Annotated in this window: 18 protein-coding genes; 10 read left to right on the top strand and 8 right to left on the bottom strand. The window is 60.8% G+C overall.

Annotated elements, in window-relative coordinates; all coding sequences use genetic code 11:
• Positions 1-377 precede the first annotated feature (377 nt).
• The 5 genes from ACOQOT_RS05475 to ACOQOT_RS05455 all read right to left on the bottom strand — a co-directional run bounded on the left by ACOQOT_RS05475 (position 378) and on the right by ACOQOT_RS05455 (position 3,529).
• Entirely contained in the window at positions 378-1,580 is a 1,203-nt protein-coding gene (locus tag ACOQOT_RS05475) for a pyridoxal phosphate-dependent aminotransferase (RefSeq protein ID WP_420561366.1), read from the bottom strand.
• Between the two features lie 100 nt (positions 1,581-1,680).
• Positions 1,681-2,061, bottom strand: a complete 381-nt coding sequence (locus ACOQOT_RS05470; protein ID WP_420561365.1) for a hypothetical protein — start codon at positions 2,059-2,061, stop codon at positions 1,681-1,683.
• Positions 2,062-2,682: an FMN-binding negative transcriptional regulator gene (locus tag ACOQOT_RS05465; RefSeq protein ID WP_420561364.1), complete on the bottom strand. Its 621-nt coding sequence runs from the start codon at positions 2,680-2,682 to the stop codon at positions 2,062-2,064.
• Between the two features lie 4 nt (positions 2,683-2,686).
• Positions 2,687-3,358 carry a pyridoxamine 5'-phosphate oxidase family protein gene (locus ACOQOT_RS05460; protein ID WP_420561363.1) on the bottom strand — a complete coding sequence of 224 codons (672 nt, stop codon included), beginning with the start codon at positions 3,356-3,358 and terminating at the stop codon, positions 2,687-2,689.
• A 6-nt stretch (positions 3,359-3,364) separates the two neighbouring features.
• Positions 3,365-3,529 (bottom strand): DUF1272 domain-containing protein, encoded by a 165-nt coding sequence (locus tag ACOQOT_RS05455; RefSeq protein WP_420561909.1) that lies wholly within the window; start codon positions 3,527-3,529, stop codon positions 3,365-3,367.
• Between the two features lie 205 nt (positions 3,530-3,734).
• Here ACOQOT_RS05455 and ACOQOT_RS05450 point away from each other — a divergent pair, with 205 nt between their 5' ends.
• The 5 genes from ACOQOT_RS05450 (at position 3,735) to ACOQOT_RS05430 (ending at position 9,741) form a co-directional block, all read left to right on the top strand.
• Positions 3,735-5,225 carry a PLP-dependent aminotransferase family protein gene (locus ACOQOT_RS05450; RefSeq protein ID WP_420561362.1) on the top strand — a complete coding sequence of 497 codons (1,491 nt, stop codon included), beginning with the start codon at positions 3,735-3,737 and terminating at the stop codon, positions 5,223-5,225.
• A 5-nt stretch (positions 5,226-5,230) separates the two neighbouring features.
• Complete coding sequence (locus ACOQOT_RS05445) at positions 5,231-5,836, top strand: glutathione S-transferase family protein (protein ID WP_420561361.1); 606 nt, start codon at positions 5,231-5,233, stop codon at positions 5,834-5,836.
• 127 nt (positions 5,837-5,963) lie between these two features.
• Positions 5,964-8,264, top strand: a complete 2,301-nt coding sequence (locus ACOQOT_RS05440; RefSeq protein WP_420561360.1) for a marine proteobacterial sortase target protein — start codon at positions 5,964-5,966, stop codon at positions 8,262-8,264.
• A gap of 1 nt (position 8,265) precedes the next feature.
• A complete protein-coding gene (locus ACOQOT_RS05435) occupies positions 8,266-8,865 on the top strand; it encodes a class GN sortase (RefSeq protein WP_420561359.1) in 600 nt (199 codons plus the stop codon).
• A 219-nt stretch (positions 8,866-9,084) separates the two neighbouring features.
• Positions 9,085-9,741 carry a TetR/AcrR family transcriptional regulator gene (locus ACOQOT_RS05430; RefSeq protein ID WP_420561358.1) on the top strand — a complete coding sequence of 219 codons (657 nt, stop codon included), beginning with the start codon at positions 9,085-9,087 and terminating at the stop codon, positions 9,739-9,741.
• Positions 9,742-9,823: 82 nt separating this feature from the next.
• On the opposite strand, the gene ACOQOT_RS05425 is transcribed toward ACOQOT_RS05430, so the two are convergent.
• Positions 9,824-10,621 (bottom strand): methyltransferase domain-containing protein, encoded by a 798-nt coding sequence (locus ACOQOT_RS05425; protein ID WP_420561357.1) that lies wholly within the window; start codon positions 10,619-10,621, stop codon positions 9,824-9,826.
• A gap of 20 nt (positions 10,622-10,641) precedes the next feature.
• On the bottom strand, positions 10,642-11,055 hold the full coding sequence (locus ACOQOT_RS05420) for a PH domain-containing protein (RefSeq protein WP_420561356.1): 414 nt from the start codon (positions 11,053-11,055) through the stop codon (positions 10,642-10,644).
• 182 nt (positions 11,056-11,237) lie between these two features.
• Between ACOQOT_RS05420 and ACOQOT_RS05415 the strand changes: the two genes are divergently transcribed.
• Positions 11,238-11,405: a hypothetical protein gene (locus tag ACOQOT_RS05415; RefSeq protein ID WP_420561355.1), complete on the top strand. Its 168-nt coding sequence runs from the start codon at positions 11,238-11,240 to the stop codon at positions 11,403-11,405.
• Between the two features lie 120 nt (positions 11,406-11,525).
• A complete protein-coding gene (locus ACOQOT_RS05410) occupies positions 11,526-11,684 on the top strand; it encodes a hypothetical protein (protein ID WP_420561354.1) in 159 nt (52 codons plus the stop codon).
• Positions 11,685-11,701: 17 nt separating this feature from the next.
• On the opposite strand, the gene ACOQOT_RS05405 is transcribed toward ACOQOT_RS05410, so the two are convergent.
• The gene (locus ACOQOT_RS05405; RefSeq protein WP_420561353.1) at positions 11,702-11,986 is read right to left on the bottom strand and encodes a DUF1330 domain-containing protein; all 285 of its coding nucleotides are present in this window, start codon (positions 11,984-11,986) and stop codon (positions 11,702-11,704) included.
• A 163-nt stretch (positions 11,987-12,149) separates the two neighbouring features.
• Here ACOQOT_RS05405 and ACOQOT_RS05400 point away from each other — a divergent pair, with 163 nt between their 5' ends.
• From ACOQOT_RS05400 to ACOQOT_RS05390, 3 genes are all read left to right on the top strand, one after another.
• The gene (locus ACOQOT_RS05400) at positions 12,150-13,082 is read left to right on the top strand and encodes a DMT family transporter (protein ID WP_420561352.1); all 933 of its coding nucleotides are present in this window, start codon (positions 12,150-12,152) and stop codon (positions 13,080-13,082) included.
• Between the two features lie 89 nt (positions 13,083-13,171).
• Entirely contained in the window at positions 13,172-15,457 is a 2,286-nt protein-coding gene (uvrB, locus tag ACOQOT_RS05395) for an excinuclease ABC subunit UvrB (RefSeq protein ID WP_420561351.1), read from the top strand.
• A gap of 138 nt (positions 15,458-15,595) precedes the next feature.
• Positions 15,596-17,179, top strand: a complete 1,584-nt coding sequence (locus ACOQOT_RS05390) for a hypothetical protein (RefSeq protein WP_420561350.1) — start codon at positions 15,596-15,598, stop codon at positions 17,177-17,179.
• Positions 17,180-17,213 lie beyond the last annotated feature (34 nt).

Below are 17,213 nucleotides of genomic sequence, written 5' to 3'. Positions count from 1 at the left end.
GGCCTCGCCCGCTGCCGCTGCTGCATGGACCCCGGGACAAGCCCGGGGTGACGGGCGTCGTTGCAGAAAGGCAGTGCGTTCACCGCCCGCTCTAAGCGTCACCCTCGGGCCTGAGCCGAGGGTCCATACGAAAGTTGCCGCAAGGTGCAGAGGCTTTGTGGACCCCGGCTCGGGGGCCGGGGTGACGGGAGAGTGTGAGGGTAATCAGTGCCGCCGCCGCTTGCTCTGGGTGTCACCCCGGGCTTGACCCGGGGTCCATGAAGCGGCTGCAGAGGGAAAAGGCATTCATTGACTACGGGCCGCGCCCAAAGGGGACGGCAAACAAAAAAGCCCCGCGCAGTGCGCGGGGCTTTGTCATTGCGGAATGCCTCAACCTTTTATGTCAGGCTGGCGCAGAATTTCTGGATGCGCTTGCACGCTTCCTGCAGCGCCTCGGTGGAGGTGGCGTAGGAGATGCGGAAGAACGGCGAGAGGCCGAAGGCTTCCCCATGCACCACGGCAACACCTTCGGCTTCCAGAAGCGCGGTAGCGAAATCCTCGTCCGTGTCGATCGTCTTGCCTTCCGGCGTTTTCTTGCCGATGCAGCCGGCGCAGGACGGATAGACATAGAACGCGCCTTCGGGCACCGGGCATTCGATGCCTTCCGCCTCGTTCAGCATCTTCACCACAAGGTCGCGGCGCTCCTTGAAGACTTTCGCCCGCTCGGGGATGAAGTCCTGCGGCCCGTTCAAGGCTTCCACCGCCGCCCATTGGCTGATCGAAGTCGGGTTCGAGGTGGACTGGCCCTGGATCTTGCGCATGGCGGCAATCAGCGGCTCGGGACCGGCGCAATAACCGATACGCCAGCCCGTCATCGCATAGGCTTTCGAAACGCCGTTCATCGTCAAGGTGCGCTCATAAAGCGCGGGCTCGACCTGCGCCGGGGTGGTGAAATCGAAATTGTCATAGACGAGATGCTCATACATGTCGTCCGTCAGTACCCAGACGTCTTCATAACGTTTGAGCACGTCCGTCAGCTTCTTCAGCTCGTCGCGCGTATAGGCCGCGCCGCTCGGGTTGGACGGCGAGTTGAAGATGAACCATTTCGTCTTCGGCGTGATCGCCGCTTCCAGATCTTCCGGGCGCAGCTTGAACCCGTCTTCCATTTTCGTTTCAAGGAAAACGGGCGTGCCGCCGGCGAGCAGCACGATATCGGGATAGGACACCCAGTAAGGAGCCGGAATAATCACTTCATCGCCCGGATTGAGCGTCGCCATCATCGCGTTATAGAGGATGGGCTTGCCGCCCGGCGCGACGAAGACCTGGCTCGTCTTGTAGTCGAGCTTGTTTTCCCGTTTGAACTTGCCGGCAATGGCTTCTTTCAGTTCCGGGATGCCGTCCACGGCGGTGTATTTCGTTTCCCCGCGGCGGATCGCCTCGATCGCGGCTTCCTTGATGTTGTCCGGCGTATCGAAATCGGGCTCGCCCGCCCCCAGGCCGATCACATCGACCCCGGCAGCTTTCAGATCGCGCGCCTTCTGCGTCACAGCCATGGTGGCAGACGGCTTGATACGGCTTAGCGAGTCGGAAATGAAACCCATGAAACGGCTCCCGCGGAAAAGGGGTTGAAATGCGGCGTCAACCTATGACGGCGCGGGGCATTTCGCAACAGCCTGCAAGGGGGTTTGCCCCCGCTTTTCCTCAGATTTGGGGGCGCGCGAGAAAATAAATCGCAATCGCGGCCAAAAGCGCGCCGATCCCGGCAATATCCGCGATCATGACCCGTTTGAGATGCCCGTTCAGCTCCGGCACACCCCAGGCAAAGGCGACAAAAGCGGCCATGGAAACAAAGCCGATGAGGAAGGCGGCAGGCTGCAAGGCCGGCTTGAACGCGGCGGCAATCATGAGCCCGCCGATAAGGGCGAAAAGCACCGCCCGGTGCTGCATGAGCACCAGAAGATTGGGTTCCTCGAAACTCAGCCCATACATGGTTTTGAGGCGCTCTGCGCCGAGAACGCCCATGACCGGGGCAGCATTCAAAAGCCCGGTGAGGATGAGCAAGCCGCTGACGATCTTTTCCATTTAGGTCTCCTCCAATGCCGCGCGCATGGCGGCCATGAGCTCAGGGTCCGCGCCTTCCCGCGCGAGCCCCTCCAAAATCGCCGCGCCCCGCGCCCCGGCTTTGTCCTGGCTCAGCTTCGTCTTGGCTTCGAGCCGCTCCACTTCCATTTCGAACATCACCGTTGCCTCCAGAAGCCGGGCCTTCCAGCCGGGCTCCAGGCCGTCCATCCGCCAGGGATCGGGCCGCGCTTCTTCAAACTGCGCCGTCATGCGGGCCAGCAGATCGAGGCAGCGGTCTTTGCCGTCGATCTTTTTCACCGGCCCATAGGCATGGACCGCCTGGTAGTTCCAGGTCGGCACCATTTTCGGATCGTCCGTCCAGGCTGGCGAGATATAGCCATGGGGACCCTGAAAGATGACGAGCGCGCGGGCGCCTTGCTCAAGCGCTTTGCTCAGCGGATTGGCGCGGGCCATATGCGCGCGCAGGTAAAGCCGCCCGTCCTCTTCTTCCGTCAGGAACGGCAGGTGCGCGGCTTCCGGCGCGCCCTCCCCGTTCAAGACGAAAAGCGCGAAAGGATAGGCGCGCATCAGCGCCAGCGCTTCGCTTCTCTCCGTCATCTCGTAACGCGGCGGAATATACATGTGATTACCTTTCAGACTGTGAGCCGGGCAGCGCGAGTGACGGCGCGGCTGCGCCCGGCGCGCATTGCTCATCCGCGATGGGCGCACCCACCGCCAGATGCAGCGGAATGACACCGGCCCAGACAGGCAGGTCCATATCTTCCGGCTCGTCATTGACGCCGCCCGTGCGCGTCTTGGCCGCGACCTGCTGGAGCTTCAGGCGCAGCACCACAGTCGCCTTGAACTCTTTCGCATTTGCCGCGCGCACTTCGGCGGCCCGGCCTTTGGCAAGACGCTCGACGGTGAGATCGAGCGCGCGGGCCTTCTCCGCTCCCTCCAATATCTCCGGCACGCCATGCACCGTGACGGAGCGGTAATTGACGGAATGGTGGAACCCGGAGCGGGCGAGCACCAGCCCGTCGAGCAGGGTCACATTGACGCAAAAAGGCGCGCCGCGCCGTGCCGCCTTCGCCTGGCCCATTTTCGCCGAGCCATGCAGCAACAGGCTTTCCCCATCACGGACGAAATACATCGGGAGGACATGCGGGCAGCCCGCCTCATCCCCATAAGCCACATGGGCCATCAGCGCCTCATCCAGAATGGCGTGGACGAGCGCCTTGTCATAAGAGGCCCGTTCCGGCGCGCGCTTTGGCCGGAACCGCTTTTCCGTGGCATAGGCAGAGATAGGTCGAGACATGAAGCCCTACCCCACCCGCTTCGGCCGGGCGACAAGCTCGCCACCGCAATTCGGGCAGCGATGGTTCATACCGCTCGTGCAAGGCACGCAAAACGTACACTCATAACTGCAAATCGATGCCTCGCCCTCCGGCGGTGTCGAGGTCTTGCATTTCTCGCATTCCGTTCTCATTTCCAGCATGAGCGCGCCTTTCACGGTTCCATGGCCCGGCCCCTCTCAGCGGACCGGACCAATTCTTCAATCGGACCGTGACCAAGCCTTAAAATTGGCTCCTTCTAAAGCTCCAATGACATAACTATATTGGAGCCAATCCCGGCGCGTACCGGTTTGCGCGCCCTTGCCGCGCATTTCTTGACCCTGGTCTGGGGGGCCAATCATGAATTCACCGACAGCCATTTTGGGGGCGCTCAATCTCGATCCCGATCTGGAAACCCCGCTCTACCGCCAGCTCTATGACAGTGTGCGCAGCGCCATCTTGAGCGGGCGGCTGCTCGCCGGGCTGCGCATGCCGCCGAGCCGCACACTGGCCAAGGAACTTGCCATCGGCCGCAACACCGTGGTCGCCGCTTACGAGCAGCTCATCGCGGAAGGTTATCTGGAAAGCCGGGTGGGCTCGGGCACCCATGTCGCCGCCATTCCCCCCGACACGCTGATCGAAGCGGGCCGCGCCGAGCGCCAGGAGATCAAACCCGACCCGCGCCGCCGCCTTTCCCAGCGCGGCGAGGCAATGCTCACCGTCAAACGCGCCTCGCCCTCTTACGTCAAAGGCCATGTGCTGCCCTTCCAGCACGGCATGCCCTCGCTGGAATTTTTCCCCCATCAAGTCTGGGCGCGGCTTCTGGCCCGGCGGGCGCGCCAGCCGCAATCGCGGCTTTTCGATTATCAACTCGGCACCGGCTTTCCGGCCCTGCGCGAGGCGATTGCCGAATATCTCGGCGCGGCGCGCGGCGTCGTCTGCGGGCCAGATAATGTCATCGTCACGGCTGGCGCGCAGGCCTCGCTCGATCTCGCCACGCGCCTTGTCGTCGATCCGGGCGATGTCGTCTGGCATGAAGAGCCGGGTTATCTTGGCGCGCGCGGGGCCTTTCTAGCCTCAAGCGCGCGCATCGTGCCCGTGCCGGTGGATGAAGAAGGCATGAACCCCGATGCCGCCCCGCCCGGCGAAGACCCGCCGCGGCTTATCTACTGCACGCCCTCGCATCAATATCCGCTTTCCGTCACCATGAGCCTGAAGCGCCGCCTTGCGCTTCTGCAAAAGGCCAATGAAGTCGGCGCCTGGATATTGGAAGACGACTATGACAGCGAGTTCCGTTATGCGGGCCGCCCCCTCTCCTCGCTCCAGGGGCTCGATCGTACCGGCGGCGTCATTTACATGGGCACCATGGCGAAGACGCTTTTTCCCGCCATCCGCATCGGCTATCTCGTCGTCCCCGACAATATGATCGAGGCGTGCCTGCGCGCCATCCGCGTGACGGGGCAGAACCCGCCCGCCATCGTGCAGGCCGCGCTTGCCGACTTCATGCATGAGGGGCATTTCTCCGCCCATATCCGCCGCATGCGTGCGCTCTATGCCGAGCGGCGCGATCTCCTCATCGATGCGCTGGAAAGCAAGCTTGGCGGGCGTATCCGCCCGGCCCGGCCCGATGGCGGCATGCAATTGCCCGCCTTCCTGCCCGAAGGGGTGAGCGATGACGATGCCGCCGCCGCCGCCGACCGGCACAAGGTGCTGACCACTGCCGTCTCGCATTTCTATCTCACCCAGCGCAAACGCCATGCGCTTTATCTCGGCTTTGCCGGCGTGCCGGAAAAGCTGATCGAACCGGGCGTCGAGCGGCTGAGCGCCGCGCTTCATGAAGTGGGAGTGTGAGCGCCATGCGCCTCTACAACATGCACAATTCCGGCAATTGCTACAAAGTCCGCCTGACCGCGCATCAGCTTGGGCTGCCTCTCGACATCATCCATGTGGATGTGCTCGCCCAGGAAACCCGCACCGATAAGTTTCTTGCCAAAAACCCGAATGGGCGCGTGCCGCTTTTGGAAACCGATGACGGGCGCTTTCTGCCCGAATCGAACGCCATCCTCTTCTATCTCGGCGAAAAGACGCCGCTTGTGCCGGATGATAGTTTCGAGCGGGCGCAGATGCTGCAATGGATGTTCTTCGAGCAATATAGCCACGAGCCTTACATTGCCGTGGCCCGCTTCTGGCTTTCCATCAAACCGGGCGGGCGGGATGAGATTTCCGAAAGCCAGCTTGCCACCTGGCATGAGCGCGGGCACCAGGCGCTTGCCGTCATGGAAAAACATCTGACGCATACGGATTTTTTCGCAGCAAACCGCTACACGCTCGCCGATATCGCGCTTTATGCCTATACCCATGCGGCAGGCGATGGCGGCTTCGATCTTGCCCCTTATGAGGCTGTGCGTGCCTGGCTTGCCCGTGTCGAAGCCCAGCCCAGGCACATCACGATGGAGGCGTGATATTCGGGCCCGTCACATTTTCGCCCAGAAATGACCCTTCCCCCGGCCCATTCCCCCAAAAGTCTCGCCCCATTGCTGCGGTCCACTGAGCACATCAAGGGCAGGAAAAATGTCAGGGGACACGCACATGAAACACTATCCATCATCACGCCTCGGCTGGCTGAGCCCCGCCGAGGTGCTTCGTTATGGCATCACGGGCTTTGCCGCCTTCTTTCTCTTTTTGATGCTTTTCGCCGGCGCCACTGGCTCTGCCGGCGCGAATACGCCTCAAGCAGAGAGTGAAGGCGAGCTGCGCCTCGTCACACCGAACGACATGACGAGCGGCGGCTTGCTGCTGAAGACGAAAGAACCCGGCAAATATATTCAAGCCCCCATGGTCGCCACAGATGTCGATATCGACGTCACTGGCCCCATCGCGCGGGCGAAAATCACCCAGCGTTTCGAAAACCCGAGCGATGGCTGGGTGGAAGGCGTTTATGTCTTTCCCCTGCCCGAAGACAGCGCGGTGGACAGCCTGCGCATGCTGATCGGCGACCGCATCATCGAAGGCGAGATCAAGAAGAAAGAAGAGGCCCGGCAGATTTACGAAGAAGCGAAGGAAGCGGGCAAGCGCGCTTCGCTGATCGAACAGCAGCGGCCCAACATCTTCACCAATTCGGTTGCCAATATCGGGCCGGGTGAAACCATTGTCGTGCAGATCGAATATCAGCAGACGGTACGCCAGGACGAAAACATCTTCTCGCTGCGCTTCCCCACCGTTGTCGCCCCGCGCTACAACCCGGCGCCGAGCGTGCATCTGGTGGATTTCCAGCCGGGCGAGAAAGGATGGGGCAGCGTTTCCGATCCCGTGCCGGACCGGGATAAAATCACCCCGCCCGTTGCGCATCCGGATACCGGCAAGCGCAACCCGCTGACTTTGACGCTCTCGCTCGATGCGGGCTTTCCGCTCGGCGACATCACGAGCCCCCATCATGAGATCGCGCTGGTGCGCGAAGATGAAAGCCGTGCGGAGCTGACCTTGAAGGAAGGCGAAGTCCCGGCGGACAAGGATTTCGAGCTTACCTGGACGCCCGCCAAAACGGACGCGCCCACAGCCGCCCTGTTCCGCGAAGAGCTGAACGGCGAAGACTATGTGCTGATGATGCTGATGCCCCCGCAGAGTAAGGATGCGTCCCGCAAGACGCCGCCGCGCGAGGCGATTTTCGTCATCGACAATTCCGGTTCCATGGCGGGCGCTTCCATGCCGCAGGCAAAGGCGAGCCTGGAACTTGCGCTGCAGCGCCTCACCCCGCAGGACCGCTTCAATGTCGTGCGCTTCAATCACACCCATGAAACGCTCTTCCCCCAGGCTGTGCGCGCCGACAAGGAGAATTTGGACCGGGCACTGAAATTCGTGCGCGGGCTTGAGGCGGAAGGCGGCACGGAGATGCTGGGCGCGCTTCAGCGGGCGCTCGTTTCCCAGCCCGCCGACAGCCAATATCTGCGTCAGGTCGTTTTCTTGACGGACGGCGCGGTCGGCAATGAAGAGCAGCTCTTCAACACCATCTCCCAGCAACTCGGCACAAGCCGCCTCTTCACCGTCGGCATCGGCTCCGCCCCCAACAGCTTCTTCATGAGCCGGGCGGCGGAGATGGGCCGCGGCACCTTCACCCATATCGGCGAGCCGGAACAGGTGAAAGAGCGCATGGCCCAGCTTTTCACGAAACTGGAAAATCCGGCGCTGACGGACCTCACCGCCGTCTGGCCAGATGGGCAGGAGACGGAGGCCTGGCCGAACCCGCTTCCCGATCTTTATCTCGGCGAGCCGATTATCCTCGCCGCGCGGATGGACGATGCCTCCGGCACGTTCAAACTGAAAGGCACGTTTGACGGCCAGCCCTGGGAGCTGCGTCTGCCGCTTGCCAAGGCCGCCGAACGGCCGGGCGTCGCCAAGCTCTGGGCGCGCAAGAAAATCGCCTCGCTGGAAGCCATGCGCTATGCGGGCGGCAATTGGGAGAAGCTCGATGCGGCGATTACCGATGTTGCTCTGTCCCATCATCTCGTCAGCCGCCTGACCAGCCTTGTCGCGGTCGATAAAACCCCGGCCCGCCCTGCAGGAGAAGAGGTGACGCGCCGCGACGTGCCGCTCAACCTGCCCGATGGCTGGGACTTCGAGGCCGTCTTCGGCGAGCAGCCCTCGCCCGTGCCGATGCGCGATGCCAAGGCCCGCAGCACCATGCCGATGCTCGCCATGGCCGCCGCGCCGGTTTCGGCAGAAGCGGCGGAAGCCAAGGCCGGCATTGCCCTGCCCCAGACCGCAACCAATGCGGCGGGGCTGATGCTAAGCGGCGGACTGTTGATGCTCTTTGCCGCGGCCTGCTGGATGCTCGCTTTCTTTTGGCGGCATCTGGCCGCGCGGACCCAAGTGCCCGCCCACGGGAGAAGCTGAGATGGCGCGCGCCGTCTCCTTGCCCCGCTCTTGGCCACACAAACTGGCTGCCTGCGCCCTGGCTTTATGCCTCGGCGCAGGCGCGCTGCTTTTCGGACAAGGCGTTTACATTCACGCCAAGGCCGCGCTGGCGCAGGTGCTCCTGCAAAAAGCCTGGACGGAAACCCTGGCAACCGGCACCCCCGCCAAACCCTGGCCCTGGGCCGATACCTGGCCGGTCGCCCGGATCAGCGCGCCGCGGCTCGGCGATAGCGCCATCGTACTTTCCGGCGGCTCGGGCGAAGCGCTTGCCTTCGGCCCCGGGCATCTTTCCGGCACGCCGCCGCCCGGCCCCCATGGCACAACCGTTTTCGCCGCCCACCGGGATACGCATTTTGCCTTTCTGAAACATCTGCAAAAGGGCGACAGGCTGAATGTAACGGGTGCGGACGGTATCCAGCGCTCCTATCAGGTCAGCGGCACACGCATTGTCGATGCCGCGGCATCCGGCATTGACCCTAGGGAAGGCGGCGGGCGCCTTGCCCTTGTCACCTGCTACCCGTTCGATGCCGTCCAGCAAGGGCGGCTGCGCTATGTGGTGTGGGCGGAACAAGCGCTTTAGGTTTCTATTCCTGTTATATGGCCCATTTGAAAATAAACACCATTCTCAATATTAGCCCTTCACTTAGTGCCTCTCACACGCCATTAAGAAGCATTCTGCGAAACCTTTTTAAATTGGGGATTATTCGGCATTCCAGGTACAATTGGTCACATGGTAATGGGCGGCATGAAACTGGTATGGTATGAATAGTTCAGTGTAATCCCTGGAGATGAGTGGCAAATGAACGTAGCCAATTCGAAACAAACAGCGGCGCCGGCGCATTCCGGTCTGGAAAATTACCGCCGCCGCGTCAGCGCAACAAAACGGCGTTCCATTCTCGATGCGGCCCGGGACGAGTTCCAGCACAATGGTTTTACCCGTGCCGCCATGGCCGAGATCGCGCGCAAGGCCGATGTTTCCACGGCCACGCTCTACAAGCATTTCAATTCGAAAGAAGAATTGTTCAGTGCCGTGATCACCGAAGCCTATGAGCGCATCGAGGAAACCGATGCGGACCTCGGCGAGCATGGCACGGTCGAAGAAGTCATCACCAAAGCCGCGAACAACATTCTCTCCGCTCAGTTCGATCAGGGCCTCAACGCGCTGATGCGCGCGGTGATCGCGGAAGTTTCCGGCCAGCCGGAAATCGGCCGTGAGTTTTTCGAACGCGGCGTCATTCAGCGCCAGCAGGCCGTTGCCAAAATTCTCGACAAGCTGGTGCAGCGCGGCCTGCTCAAGCAGCACGACACGGAGATTTCCGCGCAGGAAGTTTCGGGCATGCTGCGCGAAAGCCTGATCTGGCCGGCGCTTTTCGATCCGAGTTTCCGCTTGCCCAAAGACAAGGACAAGCTGATCGCCGAAGCGGTCGCAACACTTGTGGCCCGCTACGGCAAATAAGCCAGTGAGGCAGGCCCGCCTTTAAAGGCAGGCAAAGGCTTTAAACCCCCGGGACCGCTCCCGGGGGTTTTTTATATCTGCCTTAGACCTGCTTGACTGCCAAAAACATGTAGCGGTTCAGCGAGAAGAAGAACTCACCGCGCTCGGCCAGATAAAGCTGATCGTCATACCAGGCCTGAATCTCATCGGCGCTGAGCCCATGGCGCTCGCCATTGGCGCGCACGAAACCCAAAATGCCGTGCATCATTCCAGAGGCATAAGAATGCGGCTGATAGCCGAGGCTGACCATCGGCACCACATCCATGCGCATCAAGGTGAACCCCGCCCGGCGCAGTTTCACCGCCAGCGTGGCAGGCAAATGCGGATCGGCCAAATGGTCGTCCCAGCAGGTGAGCACCCGCTGCATCAGCCGCCGGTCGCTTGCATGCCAGACGATGCTGTCCCAATCCGTATCAAGAATAAGCGCGCGCCCGCCCGGCCGCAGCACCCTGTGCAAGGCTTTGAGCGCGCCGTCCATATCCGCCACATATTCATAAACCTGCGTGGAAACGGCCGCATCGAACGCGCCTTCCACACCGGCCAGCTTGACCGCATCGCCCACTTCGAACTCGGCTTGCGGCAGCGCGGCGCAGCGCGTGCGCGCCATCTTCACCATGGGCTCTGACGTGTCGATGCCGAGCACCCGCCCGTTCTCCCCGGCAAGGCGGGCAAGATCGTAAGCCAGCAGCCCCGGCCCCGCGCCGATATCGAGCAAATGCTCGCCGGGTTTCGGCGCCAGGGCCTTGATCACCTCGGCCCGCTGCGCCACCACATCGGGGGTGAGATACATCGCTTCCACCGCTTTGGCGGTGCGCTCGTCGAAATCGATCGTGTTGCTCACTTATTTCATCCCCCGGACCGTTATTTGTGTTTCTCAAAACAAGCTACGATTTCCTCGGGCGCCGCCATATCATCGAGCCGCCAGGACGCGCCGCCCTTCAGACGTATTTCCACCGTGCCTGCGCCAAGCAGGCGCTGCAGCAGGGAGCGGTGCGCCTCCATCGCCTCGACCATGGAAAGCGCTGCGCCGAGTTTGACCGGGCGCAGCATGCCGGTTTGCAGAAAAAGTCCCTGGCTGCCGATTTCGAGCACCCGCCCGCGCGCCCTGAGCCAGGCCATGAGAAGGAGTACGGGCACGGCGCCCGCTTCCACCAAAAGCGCCAGCGTGAGCACCGTCTCCGCGCCGGCGCGCGCGGCCCAAAGCGCCAATCCGCCCCAAAGCGCCGCGACAAGAAAGGCGGGCAGATAGATCGACCAATGAGTTTTCGCGCGCATGCTTCCCCCGCAGCGCCCGGACCGGCGCCTTCGCTCGCAAGGCAGTATTTCAAAGCGTGCCGATTCTGTTAAGCGCGCAAACGGAACTGTGATGCAGGCGCTGTTGCAAGGTAAGGCCGCCGGGTCCAGACTGGAGGCTCTCTCGCACCGCTATCTGCCGTTCCGTTTACCGGGAGGGACAGATGACCAAATCCGCTATTCAGCACGGCGCGCCGCATCACGGCGCATTTCTCGATCATGACAAGGCACGCCAGGGCGTGACCGGCCATCATGTGCGCTATGTGCTCGCTATCTCGCTGGCGCTGGTGTTTGTCATGATGTTTTCAAGCTGGGCGCTCGGCGCGGGCTGAGCGCCAGCTGAACGCAGAGCGGAACAAAAACGCTGCATGGGCCGTTTGATCTCAGGGTGGCTGGCTCTATGTCAGTTCCTGTAATGGCGCCGCATATCATTCACCGTAATGAGAGGACCCATGCAGAACGAAGAAAATACGCAGAACGCACCGGTCAAAGACGAAACCGACGCCCGCCAGGCCGTAAGCGGCACCGGCGCGCGCATCGTCCTTGCGCTGTCGCTCACCGCCGCGGTGATCGTCATGGCGCTGATTGCGGGCACGATGGTCTTTGCCTGACTAACACCAGCGCGCGGCTAACCGCCCAGCACGATCACGCTGCCTTCCGTCGCCGCCTCGCGGTCTTTCGAGATTTCGCGGTAGGCTTCGCTGTAACGCCAGCGCTCATAGGCGACGCGGCCTGGAAAGGCGAGCAGCACGGCTTTGTCGCCCTCCCATTTTCCCTCTTCCACCGGCGGCTTTTCCTCGGCGGCGAGCAGCGTGCCGCCGAACTGCGCAAAGACGTCTGGAAAGGCGGCCATGTAGCGCTCATAGCGGGCGCGGTCATGAATCTTGAACTGGGCCAGAACATAGATCGTCATGGGGTATCTCCTGTTGCATCGCCCCATTGCGCCCTTCCCAGCCCGCTTGCGCCAGACGGGAAATGCGCAAGCGCCCGCGCATTCCCGCCCGGGCAAATACGCAGCGGGGTTTGCGCGCGCCCTTACTTCTTGCGCATAGGGCGCCGGGCGGCTAGGCAAAGGCATGAGCCGTTTGCGCGCCGACCTTCTCTTGCTGATCACCGCCCTTGTCTGGGGCTCGGCCTTTGTCGGCCAGGCCACGGCGATGGAACATGTCGGTCCTTTCACCTTTACCGGCGGGCGCTTTCTGCTGGCCGCGCTGGCCGTTGCGCCCTTCGCGCTATGGGAGAGCCGCCGCCGCGCCCGCCCGCTCAGCCGCCGCAACGGGCTCATTACGGCGGGCATCGGCCTTGTCTTCTTTCTTGCCTGCATCACCCAGCAAGTGGGGCTGCAAGTCACCTCCGTCACGAATGCCGGGTTTCTCACTGCGCTTTATGTGGTGCTGGTGCCGATCCTCGGCGCGGCGCTCTGGCGGTACAAAGCGCCGGGCATCATCTGGGGCGCGGCGCTGCTCTCTTTCGCGGGCACGTTTCTTCTCTCCGGCGGCAATGGCGCGGCGCTCAATTGGGGCGATGCGATCATGGTGGTGAGCGCGCTTTTCTGGGCGGCGCAAGTGCTGCTTGTCGGCAAATATGTCGAGGCGCTGGAGCGGCCCTTCGCCATCGCCTTCATGCAATTTCTCGTGACCGGGCTCGCGGGGTTCGGCTTCGGCCTGGCCTTCGAAGCGGACCGGCTTTCCGCCGCCGCCTTTGCGGGCGCTAGCTTCGAGTTTCTCTATACGGGCATTCTGTCCGGCGGGCTCTGCTTTACGCTGCAAAGCCTCGCCCAGCGCCACACGCCGCCGTCGGATGCCGCCATCATCATGTCCGGCGAGGCGCTCTTTGCCGCGCTTTTCGGGGCACTGCTGCTCGGCGAACGGCTCACCCCGCTGGCCTGGAGCGGCGCGGCGCTCATTCTCATCGCCGTGCTCGCCACCCAGCTCGGCCCCGCCCTGCGCCGCCGCGACCTGCGGGACGCGCCGGAGGAAGCGCCCGGCCTAGAGGACCGGGCCTCCTGACACCCTGCTGTCAGGAGTGAAGCGCCCTGCCGCCATCTCCTGCCAAATGGCCCTAGCCAGACGGGGCCGGCGCCGCCATATTGTGGGCCATGAGCACCAAAACCTCCTCCAGTAAAAAACCCGCCGCCGCTTCCGGTTTTGCCGAAGCGCCGGGCGCCGGCTTCGTGCATGAGGGCGCCGCGGCGGATCTGCCCGTCGATCTGTCCTTCTTGCAGAACAAGCCGCCGCGCCCGGAAAAAAGCGAAGGCGGCATCAAGCTCGAAATCGTTTCGGAATACGAGCCGAAGGGCGACCAGCCGCAGGCGATCAAGGAACTGGTGGAAGGCATCAAGGGGGGCGAGCGCGACCAGGTGCTGCTCGGCGTCACGGGCTCGGGCAAGACCTTCACCATGGCGCAGGTGATCGAGAAGACCCAGCGCCCCGCCCTCATCCTCGCGCCGAACAAGACGCTGGCCGCCCAGCTTTACGGCGAGTTCAAAAGCTTCTTCCCAAATAACGCGGTGGAATATTTCGTTTCCTATTACGACTATTACCAGCCGGAAGCCTATGTGCCGCGCACCGATACCTATATCGAGAAGGAAAGCTCGATCAACGAGCAGATCGACCGGATGCGCCACGCCGCCACCCGCGCGCTTCTGGAACGGGACGATGTGATCATCGTCGCCTCCGTTTCCTGCATCTACGGTATCGGCTCGGTGGAAACCTATTCGGAAATGACTTTCCAGGTGAAGCGCGGCGACCGGCTGGACCGCACGCAGCTTCTCGCCGACCTCGTGGCCCTGCAATATAAGCGCAACGACCAGGCCTTTCAGCGCGGCACCTTCCGGGTGCGCGGCGATGTGGTGGAAATCTTCCCCGCGCACTATGAAGACAGCGCCTGGCGGGTTTCCATGTTCGGCGACGAGGTGGAGGAGATCACCGAGTTCGATCCGCTCACCGGCCAGAAGACCGCCAAGCTCGACGCCATCAAGGTCTATGCGAACTCGCACTATGTGACCCCGCGCCCGACGCTGCAGCAGGCGATCAAGCAGATCAAGATCGACCTGAAAGAGCGGCTGGAAGAGCTGAACGCCGCCGGCAAGCTGCTGGAAGCCCAGCGCATCGAGCAGCGCACCCAGTTCGATATCGAGATGATGGAGGCGACGGGCTCCTGCGCCGGCATCGAAAACTATTCGCGCTATCTCACGGGCCGCAAGCCCGGCGAGCCGCCGCCCACGCTCTTTGAATATCTGCCGGACAATGCGCTGGTCTTTGCCGATGAAAGCCACGTCTCCGTGCCGCAGATCGGCGCCATGTATAAGGGCGACTACCGGCGCAAGGCGACGCTCGCCGAATACGGCTTCCGCCTGCCCTCCTGCGTCGACAACAGGCCGCTCAAATTCGAAGAGTGGAACGCCATGCGCCCGCAGACGACCTATGTCTCCGCGACGCCCGGCAGCTGGGAGATGGAGCAGACCGGCGGCGTCTTCGTCGAACAGGTCATCCGCCCGACGGGCCTTATCGATCCCGTCTGCGAAATCCGCCCCGCCTCCTCCCAGGTGGACGATCTCGTCGCCGAATGCCACGAAATGGCGAAGAAGGGCCACCGCGTGCTCGTCACCACGCTGACCAAGCGCATGGCCGAGGACCTGACCGAATATATGTATGAGCAGGGCCTGCGCGTGCGCTACATGCATTCGGATATCGACACGCTGGAGCGGATCGAGATCATCCGCGACCTGCGCCTCGGCGCCTTCGACATTCTGATCGGCATCAACTTGCTGCGCGAAGGGCTCGACATTCCCGAATGTGCGCTGGTTGCCATTCTGGATGCGGACAAGGAAGGGTTTCTGCGCTCGGAAACCTCACTCGTGCAGACCATCGGCCGCGCGGCGCGCAATGTGGACGGGCGCGTTCTTCTTTACGCGGACAACATGACGGGCTCGCTCGAGCGCGCCATTGCCGAAACGAACCGGCGCCGCGAAAAGCAGATGGCCTATAACCAGGAACACGGCATCACGCCGGAAAGCGTGCGCAAGAATATCGGCGACATTCTGGAAAGCGTCTATGAACGCGACCATGTACGCGTCGATACGGGCGATGAGGGCACGGTGGAACTCGTCGGCCACAATCTGCGCGCCCATATCGAGGATATGGAAAAGCGGATGAAGGACGCCGCCGCCGATCTCGAATTCGAGGAAGCCGCGCGCCTGCGCGACGAAATCAAACGGCTGCAGGACGTGGAACTCGCCGTCGCCGGCGACCCCATGGCCCGCCAAAGCGCCGTGGAGGAAAAGTCCTCCCCCCGCAAATCCGCCCGCTCCACCGGCGGCAAAGCCGGCACGCGGACGTATAAGAAACGCGGGGGTCAGGGGGGACGGAAGCGAATAAATTAAGCCAAGAGATGGCGGAGTCACACGGGGGTTCAAATTTTCTCTTTCAAACAAGTGCTCTCATTCCAGTACATGCTTGCTAATACATGTAACCCCCTTATGATAAACTGTAAGTTTTGAATTTCCGTTGAGGGGGCGCAATTGTCAAAGGAAATCAAAAAGAAGCTAATTCAAAAGCTAAATGTTCGAGCAGAGAGAGCGGGAGAGGAAATCCTCACAAAGACCTTTGTTAATGCGGAACCATTGATGGACGTTCTCGTCACTGAAAACAATCAGATTGTTTTTGGTCGAAGAGGAACGGGAAAAACCCATGCACTAAAGTTTTTGGCTGAACAAGTCCGCTCCGCATACAGCGTGCCAATCTACATTGATCTTCGCCAAGTTGGCTCAAATGGATCCATTTACTCTGATACCAACTTAACGATAGCAGAACGCGCAACAACGCTATTATGTGATGTACTTCTGGCAATACACGATGAAATATTGCCTTTTGCTATTGATGCTGTGGACAGAGTGAAGAACGCAGATGCTGTGTCAAAGCACTTAGACGAATTCGCCGAGCAAATTCTAAAAGTTCGTGTAATTGGCCCGACACAAGTCTCTCACGCTGAAACTCAAACAACTTCTAATAACACCAGCGGTCAAGGTGGCCTCGACCTAAACGCTCTAAACCCAGGATTGTCTTTAGGTGGTGGAAAAGACGCTACGAAAGAAGACAAAAAAAGCTACACCACGGAAACAAGCGGAAGAGTAGTCCCTCATCTCACCTTCGGAGGCATTCAAGACAAGCTGAATGATCTTCTGAAAGCTACGGAGGTAGAGAGACTTTGGATACTCTTAGATGAATGGAGTGAAGTTCCTACAGACTTGCAACCCTATTTGGCAGACCTTTTCCGGAGATGCCTCTTCCCGCTCCGTGAGGTAACAATCAAAATCGCAGCAATTGAGCATCGTTCCAACTTTATGATCTCACGCAGCAAGGGAGAGTATGTGGGAATAGAACTAGGTGCAGACGCCAGTGCGGACCTGAACCTGGATGACTTCATGGTATTCGACAACGACCAACAAAAGGCTCGTGACTTCTTTCAGCATCTAGTCTACCGACATTACAAGTCGATCATTGCGGAGGAGGGGAAAGAAGAAGAAGGAACGACAGATCCAATTACAAGCCCTGAGCAGTTAGTTCAAAACCTGTTCACTCAGTATACTGTTTTTGATGAATTTGTTCGAGCTTCTGAAGGCGTTCCTAGGGATGCGATCCACCTACTCAAGGAGGTTTGCAAGTCTTCTTTCGATTCTGCAATATCAATGGCGCATATAAGAAAAGGTGCCAGAAATTGGTATCATACCGACAAGAGCATTGCGCTCAAATCTGACAACGCGTTAGCGGATCTGCTTCAACAAATCATCAATGAAGTCATTGGACAACGGCGTGCTCGCGCATTCTTTTTCCCAGCAGATACTCGAGATGAGCGGATAGACAAGCTTTTTGATAGCCGTTTATTACACGTGCTAAAAAAGAATGTCTCTTCCCACGACGACCCTGGCGCAAGGTATGATGTTTATAAATTGGACTATGGCTGTTACGTGGAGCTTATGAGCACATCACAGGCTCCTAACAACCTTTTGCCTCAAGAGGATGGCCAGCAAGATTATGCGGAGGTTCCGCCTGATGACTGGAGAGCAATTCGACGTGCTATTCTGCGTCCTGAAGAACTGCAATAAGAGACGAGCAGTTGTAAGTTTTAGGCAAACGGCT

This window comes from Tepidicaulis sp., assembly GCF_965222285.1.
Lineage (GTDB): Bacteria > Pseudomonadota > Alphaproteobacteria > Parvibaculales > Parvibaculaceae > Tepidicaulis.
The sequence above is the reverse complement of the archived record's forward strand: the minus strand, read 5'-3'. Positions and strand labels throughout refer to the sequence as shown.